The organism is Labrys sp. ALF-8 (assembly GCF_059699065.1).
In genome coordinates this window covers 1,900,234-1,912,473 of sequence record NZ_AP048537.1, presented here as the reverse complement: position 1 = coordinate 1,912,473, position 12,240 = coordinate 1,900,234, and the positions used below count along the sequence as shown (strand labels likewise).

The 12,240-nt window shown below is 62.3% G+C and carries 10 protein-coding genes and 1 tRNA gene; 7 read left to right on the top strand and 4 right to left on the bottom strand.

Going from position 1 to position 12,240, the window contains the following annotated elements; translation table 11 throughout:
* The first annotated feature begins 42 nt into the window (after window positions 1-42).
* The gene (locus tag AC6H34_RS08780; protein ID WP_497538520.1) at window positions 43-594 is read left to right on the top strand and encodes an OsmC family protein; all 552 of its coding nucleotides are present in this window, start codon (window positions 43-45) and stop codon (window positions 592-594) included.
* A gap of 192 nt (window positions 595-786) precedes the next feature.
* Window positions 787-2,148 carry an MFS transporter gene (locus AC6H34_RS08775; protein ID WP_497538519.1) on the top strand — a complete coding sequence of 454 codons (1,362 nt, stop codon included), beginning with the start codon at window positions 787-789 and terminating at the stop codon, window positions 2,146-2,148.
* Between the two features lie 109 nt (window positions 2,149-2,257).
* Here the strand turns inward: AC6H34_RS08775 and AC6H34_RS08770 are convergent, their stop codons facing one another.
* The 3 genes from AC6H34_RS08770 to AC6H34_RS08760 form a co-directional block, all read right to left on the bottom strand.
* Complete coding sequence (locus AC6H34_RS08770; protein ID WP_497538518.1) at window positions 2,258-3,709, bottom strand: bifunctional metallophosphatase/5'-nucleotidase; 1,452 nt, start codon at window positions 3,707-3,709, stop codon at window positions 2,258-2,260.
* Window positions 3,710-3,790: 81 nt separating this feature from the next.
* Window positions 3,791-4,186, bottom strand: coding sequence for an ArsR/SmtB family transcription factor (locus AC6H34_RS08765; RefSeq protein WP_497538517.1), 396 nt, complete (start codon window positions 4,184-4,186; stop codon window positions 3,791-3,793).
* A complete protein-coding gene (locus AC6H34_RS08760; RefSeq protein ID WP_497538516.1) occupies window positions 4,183-4,803 on the bottom strand; it encodes a peroxiredoxin in 621 nt (206 codons plus the stop codon). Before AC6H34_RS08760 ends, AC6H34_RS08765 begins: the two co-directional genes overlap by 4 nt.
* Window positions 4,804-4,964: 161 nt before the next feature.
* Between AC6H34_RS08760 and cydD the strand changes: the two genes are divergently transcribed.
* The 5 genes from cydD to cydX all read left to right on the top strand — a co-directional run bounded on the left by cydD (window position 4,965) and on the right by cydX (window position 11,283).
* Window positions 4,965-6,662, top strand: coding sequence for a thiol reductant ABC exporter subunit CydD (gene cydD, locus AC6H34_RS08755; RefSeq protein ID WP_497538515.1), 1,698 nt, complete (start codon window positions 4,965-4,967; stop codon window positions 6,660-6,662).
* Window positions 6,659-8,350, top strand: coding sequence for an amino acid ABC transporter ATP-binding/permease protein (locus AC6H34_RS08750; protein ID WP_497538514.1), 1,692 nt, complete (start codon window positions 6,659-6,661; stop codon window positions 8,348-8,350). Before cydD ends, AC6H34_RS08750 begins: the two co-directional genes overlap by 4 nt.
* Before the next feature lie 71 nt (window positions 8,351-8,421).
* On the top strand, window positions 8,422-10,002 hold the full coding sequence (locus tag AC6H34_RS08745) for a cytochrome ubiquinol oxidase subunit I (protein ID WP_497538513.1): 1,581 nt from the start codon (window positions 8,422-8,424) through the stop codon (window positions 10,000-10,002).
* Window positions 10,003-10,008: 6 nt separating this feature from the next.
* Complete coding sequence (gene cydB / locus AC6H34_RS08740; RefSeq protein WP_497538512.1) at window positions 10,009-11,160, top strand: cytochrome d ubiquinol oxidase subunit II; 1,152 nt, start codon at window positions 10,009-10,011, stop codon at window positions 11,158-11,160.
* A 12-nt stretch (window positions 11,161-11,172) separates the two neighbouring features.
* On the top strand, window positions 11,173-11,283 hold the full coding sequence (gene cydX, locus AC6H34_RS08735; RefSeq protein WP_497538511.1) for a cytochrome bd-I oxidase subunit CydX: 111 nt from the start codon (window positions 11,173-11,175) through the stop codon (window positions 11,281-11,283).
* 676 nt (window positions 11,284-11,959) lie between these two features.
* Here cydX and AC6H34_RS08730 read toward each other — a convergent pair.
* A tRNA-Leu gene (locus tag AC6H34_RS08730) sits at window positions 11,960-12,043 on the bottom strand.
* Window positions 12,044-12,240: the final 197 nt, after the last annotated feature.

Genomic DNA, 12,240 nt, shown 5'->3' with positions numbered 1-12,240 from the left:
AAACTGAATCCGACCACCAACAGGACAAGGAGTGACGACACCATGAATGCCAAACCCTTCATCGACGCCAACGCCGTATCCGAGACCGTCGCGGCGGTGCGCGAGAACCCGAAGCTTGCCCAGGTCTCGTTTACGCTCGAAAGCTCCTCGCTCGGCGGGCTGAGGATGCAATCGCGCACCGGTGCGCTTCACCAGGCCGGCGAGGCCGACGAAAGCCGCACCGGCAAGTTCTCCCTCCAGACCGACGAGCCCGTCTCGCTGCTCGGCACCGACCAGGCGGTCAGTCCCGCCGAATACGTGCTTCAGGCGCTCGCGGGCTGCTACGGGGTCACGCTCGCCGCATGCGCGTCCGCCAAGGGCATCGAGCTCAACCGGATCGACCTCGATCTTCAGTTCGATATCGACCTTCAGGGTTTTCTCGGCGTCGATGACACGGTTCGTCCCGGCGCCCAGGAGATCAAGGTCAAGGTTCACCTCGACAGCCCGAATACGTCGCCGGCCGAACTCGAGGAACTGATTGCAGATCTCCAGAAGACTTCGCCCATTCGCGACACGCTGGCCAATCCCGTCAAGGTGACGACCCAGCTCGCCTGAGTTCCAGGCGGCCCGCCCGGCTCATGCCCGGGCGGGCCGCCGATAGAGCCTGCCATCCGCGCTGATCATGCTCGGCTGAGCCACGCGCAGGCAGCACCGCTTCATCATCGATCGCTTGTGACCGTTGCCTGGGAGGTCAACGGACGGACGCGCTTTGCCAAATGAAACAACAGCCATAGGGAGGAACCGGAAATGGCCAGTAACGCAACAGTGGTGTCGGGTCAAAAGGACCTGAGCGCCGGAGGCATGGACAAGGAACATCGGAAGGTCGCGGTTGCAAGCCTGATCGGCACGGCCGTCGAATGGTACGACTACTTCATCTACGGCACCTATGCCGCGCTTCTGTTTCCGCATCTGTTTTTCCCGAGCGTCGATCCGCTGACCGGAACGATCGCCGCCTTTGCGACCTTCGCCGTCGGCTTCATCGCACGCCCCATCGGCGCGGCCGTCTTCGGCCACTTCGGCGATCGCATCGGACGCAAGTCCATGCTGGTCTTCTCACTGCTCCTGATGGGGGGAAGCACCGTCGCCATCGGCTTCCTTCCGACCTATGAGACCGCGGGCATGTGGGCCGCCGTGATGCTCTGCACGCTCCGGCTTCTGCAAGGGTTTGCCGTTGGAGGCGAATGGGGCGCGGCCGTCGTCATGGCCGTCGAGCATGCGCCGGCAAATCGCCGCGGCTTCTACGGCAGTTTTCCGCAGGTTGGCGTGCCGGCCGGCCTTCTGCTGTCGACCGGCGTCTTTGCCATCGTCTCGGCCTCGATGAGCAACGAGGATCTGCTCGCCTGGGGCTGGCGCATTCCCTTCATCGCCAGCATCGTCATGATCGCCATCGGAATGTTCATCCGCTCGACCGTTCAGGAATCGCCGGTGTTCAAGGAGATCAAGGAAAACAACGAGGCGTCCAAGGCGCCGGCGCTCGAAGTCGTCCAGCAGCACCGCCGCACATTGTTCGTCACCATCGGCATGCGCATGATGCAGAACGCCGTCTACTATCTCTACACGGTCTTCATGCTGAGCTACATCGTCGGCACGCTGAAGATGGACCGGTCCGCTGGCCTCAACGCCGTGATGATATCTTCGGCGATCGGCATATTCACACTGCCTCTGTGGGCCTGGCTTTCCGACCTGATCGGCCGCAAGAAGGTCAGCATGTTCGGTACAATCGCCTCGACGCTGTTCGTCATGCCGTTCTTCTGGATGGTCGATACCGGAAACGTCTGGCTGCTGACGCTGGCGATGGTCATCGCCATCAATATCTTCCACGATGCCATTTATGGGCCGCAGGCCGTGTATTTCTCGGAGCTGTTCGGCACCAAGGTCCGGCTGAGCGGGGCGAACATCGGCTATGCGATCGGCTCTGTGCTGTCCGGTGGCTTCGCCCCGATGATCGCGACAGCGCTGCTTGCCGCCAACGACGGCAAGACCTGGGGCATCAGCACCTACATGATGGGCATGGGTGTCATCAGCATCGTCGCGACATTCTTCGCCCGAGAGACGTTCAAGGACGTTCTTCACGAACCTGCCCCCAACAGGGCAGCTTTGGCGACCTAGACTAAGACGTTCGACCGCTGGCAATCTCGAAGCCCACTGGACAACGCCGACGACCACGAAGCGCAGCGGACCTTTCGCTGCGCTTTCCCTTTTCCGATGGATACCGGCATCAGATCGGAACGACTCTTCCCGCCATCGTGGCATGAGGTGCGCTCTCGGCAAGGTAGGTTTGCAATGCTTCTATTGCGGTGATCGCCATCTGCCCCCGGTCGCGACCGAACCGGGCCGGCACGCCCTGGGCGGTGACGAAGGCCACTTCGTAGTCGCTCTGAGGACCGAGCTTGTCTTCGCCCGCGAAGATTTCGACGATCCGGCTGCCGAACGGATTCTCGATCTTGGCGAAGATCGTCAGTCCGCAGAAACGCTTCACATATCCGCTCATCTGGCCGAATGGGTCGGCGCAGAAGGTCCGGTCGAGATTCTGCTCCATCATCGCGCGGATCTCCTCGCCGGTCATCCTCACCGTCGATACGGGAGGATTGACCGGGATGATGTTCCAGAGGTCGTTCATCGTGACCGGGCCCGCCGGTATCGGTGCCCCGTAGCGCCAGCCGTTCGAAAAGGCGATCTTGCGGCCGGACACATGGCAGAGCGCCGCAAGCAGCAAGTCGTCCATCGTGCAGTCGAGGATGGTGTTGCGATGGAGTGCGGTGTCGATACTGCCGACCGGAACGGAGAGACGCTCGCGCAATGGCGCCATAACGCCTTCCACGAGCGCCGCCATCGCCGGATCGGACTCGACCGTGTCGTCCATGGCGACCAGCTCGTGCCGCTCCAGCCGGACGCCTTCATCGCCGACGCTCAGATCCAGACGTCCAACGAAGGCGCCGTGGCATCCGGACTGGATGATGATGGCTCCGTTTGCAACGACTGGCCGTTCCAGCCTGTCATGCGTGTGGCCGCTCACGATCACGTCGATCCCGTCGACCAGCCCCGCGAGCTTGATGTCCTGCGGCAGGCCGAGATGGGAGAGGACGACTATCATATCGACCTGTTCTTTGTGGCGAAGCCGGCGGATCTCGCGCGGCAGCTCCTTGTCGCCATTGGTGAAGCGCAAGCCCTCGCTGAAGTGCGGCGGCATGGTCTTGTCGACGATGGTGGCGGCAACGCCGATGACGCCTATCCGCAGGCCTCCGCGCTCGATGACGCGCGATGCCGCAAACGGTCGCCGGCCGGTCTTCTGGTCGAAGCAGTTGATCGCCAGGACCGGATAGTCGAGCCGTCTGGCGAGCGCCTTGAAATGGGCCGGTCCCCAGGCGAATTCCCAATGCGCCGTCATCGCGTCGAACGCCAGCGCATTGGTCAGCGGGACCAGTGCCTCTCCCTTGGTCGAGACGGCGGCATAGGTGCCGTGCAACGTATCGCCATTGTCGAGGGCGACGACCGCATCCGGGCATTCCGCTCGAACCTTGTTGAGGTAACCCGCGATGCGCGCATAGCCTCCGAGCGTGGGGAAGCGGGGCTTGGCGCCGTGCCAGACCAGTTCGGGATGCGGCTCCAGATAGCCGTGCGTGTCATTGACTTGCAGAATCGTGATATTGCGGCGCGTCGTTTCGGCCATTCTGGCGTTCCTCCGGCAATTCGATGCCTGACAAGAGCGCCTCGCCCCAAAGCTTAAGGGCGTCTTAAGGCAGGTTTCCGATCAGCGAATTCGCGCGAAATTAGCCGCACCCCGCACAACCCCGCTTCGCTCCGGCCGAACATCCGGTCTCACCATGCTCAGGAGTGCCCGTTCGGGATCCCCGGCGCCGAACACCGCTTCGATGCTGCGAACGCATAGAATAACAGTCTCGTCTGCGAGGCTGTAATACACCTGCTTTGCCTGCCGGCGCGTCGTTACAAGCTCTGCCTTGCGCAGCTCGGCAAGCTGCTGGCTGAGAGCCGGCTGACCGATGCCTGTTGCCGTGTCGATCTCCGTGACCGACTTTTCGCCTTCGAGCAGAAGGGATAGGATCATCAAGCGCTGGGCTTGCGCGAATTTGCGCAGCTTGTCGGCGGCGATATCGGCCTGCGCGCGCGATTGCCAAAGCGTCTTCATCCGTCCCTCCGGCAGAACCAGTCGGCCTCGTGCTGCGCTTTTTCGTTCGCCGGCAGAAGCAACGGCTGATCCGGTTGCCAGTCGGCGGGGGCGAGCTTGTCCCCCTTGTGGGCGGCCTGGAGTGCCGCCACCATCCGCACCATTTCGTCGATCGAGCGTCCGATGGTCAGGGGATAGTGTGTGATTGCCCGGATCACGCCCTCCGGGTCGATGAAATACGTTGCGCGCACGCCCGCGCTGTTCTCAGCCGCCTCGTCGATCATGCCATAGGCCCGCCCCACGTTCATGGAGGGGTCCTCGATCACCGGGAAGGGAATGTCGACCGAAAACAGCTCACGAATGGCGCGTGTCCAGGCGAGATGAGCATACAGACTGTCCACCGACAGCCCCAGAAGCGCGCAGCCGAGCGCTGCGAACCGGTCATGCGCTTTGGCAAGCGCAACGAATTCCGTCGTGCAGACCGGCGTAAAATCGGCTGGATGCGAAAAGAACACCAGCCAGCGGCCCTTGAAGTCGGACAGGCGGATCGGGCCTTGCGTGGAGCGGGCCTCGAAATCCGGAGCAGCATCGCCCATCCGCAACGTCGGGGCGGGCAGGCGGATCGATACGTCGTTCATCAAATCAATATCTCAAGAGCGTGATTTTGAAACCTTGTTGCATGTCGAGCAGGTTGACGCAACTCGATTACATAATTACATAGTTAGACAGATCAGTAAATTGATATCCGACGGTCCGGTTTGGCGGCGCATGGTGCCTTATCTGCCGCCAAGAGGCACTCATGTCGCATGCCTTGAACAAACCCGAAGACGCCCTCGCGCAAACTCCAGGCGACAAAAAACGCCGTGTGGTGCGACGGCCGTTACCTTCAACGCGCCTGGCGGCAGGCCTGCAAGCCGCAAGCGCGCTCTTGTTCATTCCGCAGGCTGCCCTCATCGCCGTCTCCGTCGGCCGCATAGCCGATGATGGCGGATTGCAGTCTGTCCTCTGGCCGGCCTTCCTCATCGTCCCTCTTGGCCTCGCCAGAAGCTGTCTGGAGGCGGCCGGGGGTCGCCTTGCATACAACGCCGCCCGCGACGCGCTCAGCAGACACCGCGCCGCCGCTGTTCAAGCGCTCGCCCGGCGTTCTCCGCTCGATCCGTTGCGTCCGGTCTCCGGAGAGGCGGCGAGCGTCATCGGCGAACAGGCCGAGTTGATCGTGCCCTACATCGCCCGGTTCCAGCCGGCGCGCTTCAAGGCGACGATTGTGCCTTCGGTCATGCTTCTCTGCATCCTGCCGATATCGTGGGTCGCCGCTATCATCCTGTTGATTGCCATGCCGCTGATCCCGCTGTTCATGGCGTTGATCGGCTGGCGCGCGCAGGCCGCCAGCGAAAAGCAGCTCGCTGCGACTGGCGGGCTCAACGGCTTCCTTCTCGATAGACTGCGCGGACTGACAACCATCCGGGCTCTTGGCGCCGTCGACCAAGCTGCCATCCGCTTACGCGCCGATGCCGACGATCTGAAGACCCGCACGATGGCAGTGCTGCGTATCGCCTTCCTGTCTTCGGCGGTGCTCGAACTGTTTGCCGCCCTCGGCGTTGCGCTGCTCGCCGTCTACGTCGGCTTCAGCCTGCTCGGCGAGATCACCTTCGGCGCCTGGGCAAGCGGACTTGATCTGACGACCGGCCTCTTTCTACTCTTGCTCGCTCCGGCCTTCTTCGAGCCTCTGCGCGAACTATCCTCGGTCTGGCACGATCGCGCCAGCGGAGAGGCCGCGCTGTCGGCGCTGGAATCCCTGGCGGCAGACGGCCAGCGAATCGTGGAGATCGAGGAGCACCCTCAGCTCCTTCACTTCGATATCGAGTTTGATGACGTCGGCTTCCGCTATGCGGATGACCTTGCGATGGCCATCGAGAGTTTCGACTGTCGGATTGCAGAGGGCGAGCATGTCGCTCTGCTGGGGGCCAGCGGCAGCGGGAAATCTACGCTGCTTTCTCTGATCGCCGGTCTTGCTCCGGCTTCGAATGGCACCATTCGCATCGGCGGGGTGCCACTTGAGAAAGCGGGCGACTGGCGCAGGCACGTCGCCTGGATCGGCCAGAAGCCACATATCTTTGCCGGTACGTTGGCAGGCAACATCACGCTCGGCCGCCCGGATGTCGAAACGGAAGACGCGCTTGGCGTCGCCAAGATCGATGCCCTCGCCGAAGCCTATGGCAAGCGCCCGCTCGGCGAAGGCGGTCTCGGGCTGTCGGGCGGCGAAGCGCTGAGGCTTGCGATAGCACGCGCTGCCTGCGACCCGGACAATCGCATCATCCTCGCCGACGAGCCGACCGCGCATCTCGATGCCGCGACGGCCGCCGAGATCACCCAAAGCCTGCTGGAGTTCGCGAGGGGCAAGACGCTTGTCGTCGCCACCCACGATCCCCGGCTCGCAGAGCGCATGCAGCGAGCGATCCCGTTCGGCGGCGATAAGCTTCGGGAGGCGGCGGAATGAAGACCCGCTTTCGCGATATCAAACCCATTCTCACCGTGTTTATCGCCGAACGCCGTCGCGGCCTGATGGTCGGCGCACTCATGTCTGCCTTGACGGTTCTGGCAGGCGTGGCGCTGCTCGGCCTTTCCGGCTGGTTCATCACCGCCGCCTCGATCGCCGGATTGTCCGCAGCGACCGCCATCACCTTCGATGTCTTCGCGCCGTCGGCAGGCATTCGGCTGCTGGCGATCGGCCGCACCGTCTCCCGTTACGGCGAGCGAATGACGACGCATGACGCGACCTTGGCGGTGCTGGCGGCTCTCCGCGAAAAACTGTTTCGCGGCTGGGCCACCGGCATCGCTGCGCGCCATCTAGCTTTGCGCCCGGCAAAACTGCTGTTTCGCCTGACGGCGGATATTGATGCGCTTGACTCGCTTTACCTGCGTGTCCTCGTGCCTGCTGCGGTTGCTCTATGCACCGCACTTGTCGCGAGTGTCGTGCTTGGCCTGATCCATCCGCTATTCGGGATGGCTGTTGGCCTGTTGCTGCTGGCCGCCGGGCTCGGCATCCCATATGTCGCCGGCCGCTTTGCCGCCAAACCGGCACGCCGTCGCATGCATGGCGTCGAGGCAGTTCGCGCCAGGGTGATCGATCTCGTTGCCGGACAGACCGATCTGCTGCTCGCCGGCCGGCTCGAGGCGCAGTGCGCCGCTGTGACCGATGCCGATCGCTATTGCGCTGCGGCGGACGATCGCCTGAACCGCATCGAGACGGGTGTCGGCTTCGCCTTCGGGCTGACATCGGCGCTCCTGCTCGCCGGTTCGCTGCTGGCTGTCGCGACCCTCGCAGGTGCCGGCATAATCGGCGCGCCCGTGGCCGCCCTCGGCATGCTGGTCGCATTTGCAGCGGTTGAGCCCTTCGGAGCTCTCCGCCGCGGGGCCCTGGAATTCGGCCGCACGCTGATCGCGGCTCGTCGCGTCGGCGAGCGGCTGACGGCGAAAGACGAGACGATAACACGGGTCGAGCCGCAGCGCGGTCTCGCATTCAGGCTCACCGACGCAAGTGCCTCATATGACGGGAGCGCAAAGCCTGCCCTCCATCATCTCACGCTGCAATTGAAACATGGCGAAAGCCTTGCCCTCATCGGCGCCAGTGGCGCTGGAAAATCCAGCTTGCTTGCGCTTCTGGCTGGCGAGTTGAACGGTGAAGGCGAATGCGTCGCTGTCACGGATGCGACGCTCCTGACACAGCGAACCGAGCTGTTCGCCGACAGCATTCGCGGCAATCTTCTTGTCGCGGATCCTTCGGCGAGTGAAGAGCAACTCCGCGATGCGCTCGATGCCGCCGGCCTCCTCGCAACCATCGACGCCTTGCCGCAAGGGCTCGACACCAGATTGGGCGAAGGAGGCCTCGGCCTGTCCGGCGGCCAGGCCCGCCGTCTGACGCTCGCCCGACTGTTTCTTCGAGATGCTTCCCTCTGGCTGCTCGACGAGCCAACCGAGGGGCTGGACGGCGATACCGCTCGCGACGTGATGCTCCGAGTCGCCGAGAGGGCAAATGGTCGCGCGATCGTCGTCGCCAGCCACATTCGCCGGGAGGCTTCGATCGCCGACGCAATCGCAGTGATCGAAGACGGACACATCAGCAGCGTTTCGCGCCGCGGGGAGGCGGCGTTCGAGCAGGCTCTCGCCCGGCTCCGGCCGGACTGAGCCTCAACGACCGCGTGCGCCGGCTCGGCGCGCGTAGAACCCGCCGCCACCAAAGACCTGAGAGAAGGACCATGGAATTCGACATCGTATCGCTATCGCGCTTCCAGTTCGCGCTGACGGCGCTTTACCACTTCCTCTTCGTGCCGCTGACGCTCGGGCTCTCCGTGTTGCTCGCCATCATGGAGACCACCTATGTGATGACCGGCCGCCAGATCTGGCGGCAGATGACGAAATTCTGGGGTACGCTGTTCGGCATCAATTTCGTGCTCGGCGTCGCCACCGGCATCGTCATGGAATTCCAGTTCGGCATGAACTGGAGCTACTACAGCTACTATGTCGGCGACATTTTTGGCGCGCCGCTCGCGATCGAAGGTCTGATGGCCTTCTTCCTCGAGGCAACCTTCGTCGGCCTGTTCTTCTTCGGCTGGGACAAGCTCTCCAAGGTCGGTCATTTGGTCGCCACCTGGGCGGTGGCGCTCGGCTCGAACTTTTCCGCGCTCTGGATCCTCATCGCCAACGGCTGGATGCAGAACCCGGTCGGTTCGGCGCTCAATCCGCAGACCATGCGCATGGAGATCACCAGCTTTTTCGATGTGGTCTTCAATCCCGTCGCCCAGGCGAAATTCGTCCATACGGTGTCGGCTGGTTATGTCTGCGCCTCGATCTTCGTGCTCGGCGTCTCGGCCTGGTACATCCTCAAGGGCCGCCATATCGAGCTTGCCAAACGCTCGATGACGGTTGCGGCGTCCTTCGGTCTGGCCTCGGCGCTTTCGGTCGTCGTGCTCGGCGACGAAAGCGGTTACCTCGCCACCGAAAATCAGAAGATGAAGCTCGCCGCCATCGAGGCGATGTGGAAGACGGAGCCGGCACCTGCCGCCTTCACCGCCTTCGGTTTCCCGGATCAGGAAGCCCGTGAAACGCATTTCGCCGTTCATATCCCTTGGGTGATGGGTGTGATCGGCACGCGCTCGCTGACGACCGAAATCCCAGGCATCGACAAGCTGGAGAAGCAGGCCGAGCAGCGTATCCGCGACGGTATCCGCGCCTATGACGCTTTGATGCAGATCCGCGCGGAGACGCCCGACAAGCGCGTTGCCGACGACGTCCGCACCTCATTCGAGGATCTTGGGCACGAGCTCGGCTATGCGCTGCTCCTGAAGCGCTATGTTGATGACCCGCGTCAGGCAAGTGATACGCAGATCGCTCAGGCTGCGCGCGACACCATCCCGCATGTGCCGACGCTGTTCTGGTCGTTCCGCATCATGGTCGGGCTTGGCGTCTTCTTCATTCTGCTGACCGCGGCCTTCTTCTGGCTCTCGGCCCGACGACGCCTCGACAAGTACCGGTCGCTGCTATGGATCGCAGTGTTCTCGATCCCGCTACCGTGGGTCGCCATCGAAGCCGGTTGGGTGGTTGCCGAAATCGGGCGCCAGCCATGGGTCATCGAAGGCGTGCTGCCGACCGCGGTTGCCGTTTCGAACCACGGCGCCTGGGCCGTGTTGCTGACCATCGTCGGCTTTGCAGCGCTCTATACCGTGCTGATCGTCATCGAGATGGCGCTGATGATCAAGGCCATCAAGCATGGCCCTGAGCCCGACGATGAACCGGAAGCCGAGCTCATCTCCGAAACCCTTGTTCCTGCCGCGGAGTGACCGGCCATGATCCTTTATGAACTCATCGACTACCAAACCCTGCGGATCATTTGGTGGGTGCTGCTCGGCGTCCTGCTGATCGGTTTCGCCGCCATGGACGGATTCGACCTTGGCGTCGGCACACTCCTGCCTTTCGTTGCGAGGACAGACGTCGAGCGGCGCATTGCCATTAATACGATCGGCCCTGTCTGGGAGGGCAATCAGGTTTGGCTGATCCTCGGCGGCGGCGCCATCTTCGCGGCCTGGCCGCCTCTCTATGCGGTGTCCTTCTCAGGCTTCTATCTGGCCATGTTCGCGATATTGTTCGCGCTCATCCTGCGCCCGGTCGGCTTCAAGTATCGCTCCAAGCGGGAGAGCCCGCGCTGGCGCAACGGCTGGGACTGGGCGCTGTTCATTGGCGGCTTCGTGCCCTCGCTGATCTTCGGCGTTGCCGTCGGCAATGTGTTGCAGGGCGTACCGTTTCGCTTCGCCGAAGACATGCGCATCTTCTATGACGGCACGTTCTTCGGGCTGCTCAATCCCTATGCATTGCTCTGCGGCCTGCTCTCAGTCGCCATGCTTGTCATGCACGGCGCGTGCTGGCTGGTGCTCAAGGCTTCGGGCCTGGTCGCCGAGCGTGCCCGCAGTTACGGAAGCATCGCTGCGCTTACCGTCATCGTGCTCTTCGCGCTCGGTGGTATCTTCCTTGCCCTCGGCATCAATGGTTACACGATCACCAGCGAGATCAACCCGGCCGGACCATCGAACCCGCTGTTCAAGACCGCTGAGCATGCAGGTTCGTGGCTTGCCAACTACGGCGCTCACCCCTGGCTGCTGATCGCTCCGACACTTGGCTTCGTCGGGGCGGCATTGGCCTTGGTCGGCCTGCGCGCGAAGCTTGAGATCGCCACGCTGTTGTTCAGCAAGCTGTCGATCTTCGGGATCATCTCGACGGTCGGCGTCTCCATGTTCCCCTTCATTCTGCCGTCGTCGGTCGATCCCCGCTCCAGCCTGACGGTCTGGGACGCGTCGTCGAGCCATCAGACGCTGTTCATCATGCTCGCTGCGACGGTCATCTTCCTGCCCATCATCGTCGCCTATACGAGCTGGGTCTATAAGGTCCTTTGGGGCAAGGTTGATGAGGAGAGCGTCACTAACAAAGGCGGCCATGCCTATTAAAGGAGAAAGACGATGTGGTACTTTGCATGGATACTCGGCCTCCCACTCGCGGCCGCTTTCGCAGTGCTCAACGCCATGTGGTATGAGCTGGTCGACGATAAGGCTAAGGAAAAGCGCTCCTGAGCATACAGACTAAACAAAGTCACCAGCCGTTTTCTAGCAAGTATGAGGAACTCTTGTGCATGATCAGAACGGCTGGTCCAATTCTGGAAAACCGTTCACCGCGACGTGGCTGGGTCAACAGGCTTGCTCTGATATGGGCGTTCATGGCAATCGCTGGCTGCACAGTCGAGCCCGGCGCTCGACCCGTCGCCGCTGCACGACCGACTGGTGTTTCTACTGCGGCAGGATTGACTGGCTCATTCAATCCTCCTCCAACGGACCAATGCCGCGCATCGGCCCGCCAAACTTGGGTCGGGCGATCGATAGACCACGTCCCGATGTTGCCTCCCAACGAAATATGGAGAAGGGTTTGTACAACTTGCTCGAAGACTGACGATTATCGGCCGAACCGGCTGAACATTATATATGAAGAAACATCCCGGCGGATCACTCAAGTAAACTGTGGCTGAGGCCCCGCATCTGCTCCCGCATCGAGGGCATTGTGTGCGGCACTGCTGCAACCCGTTTTCGGCACGGCCGCTTGTGTCCGGCGCTTCGCACCGCGGGTTCGAGAATTGCTATCCACAGCAAGAGGCATTGCCCGTGATCTACCGTCAAGAGGTAGTGGCTGCCATTGGCACCCGCGCTTCACCGACGCGCTGTGGCTGTGTGCCCGAGCATGGGAATGAAGGAAAGATGGTGCGGGCGGTCGGACTCGAACCGACACGTATTGCTACGGCGGATTTTGAATCCGCTGCGTCTACCGTTTCGCCACGCCCGCACTTTGCCGCCGATCCTGCTCCGGGTCTTGGCTCCTAGCCTGCCCCTAGCGCCATCTCGGCGATATTCTCCTTCTTCACTCTCACCTCGCCAGCCCGTTGAAAATACGATGTTTTCAACTCATCGTGATTTTCTGTGGATTGGTAGACAAACCTCTTTTTGAGTCGGACGCGTCTACCAGTTCCGCCATAGGGGCAA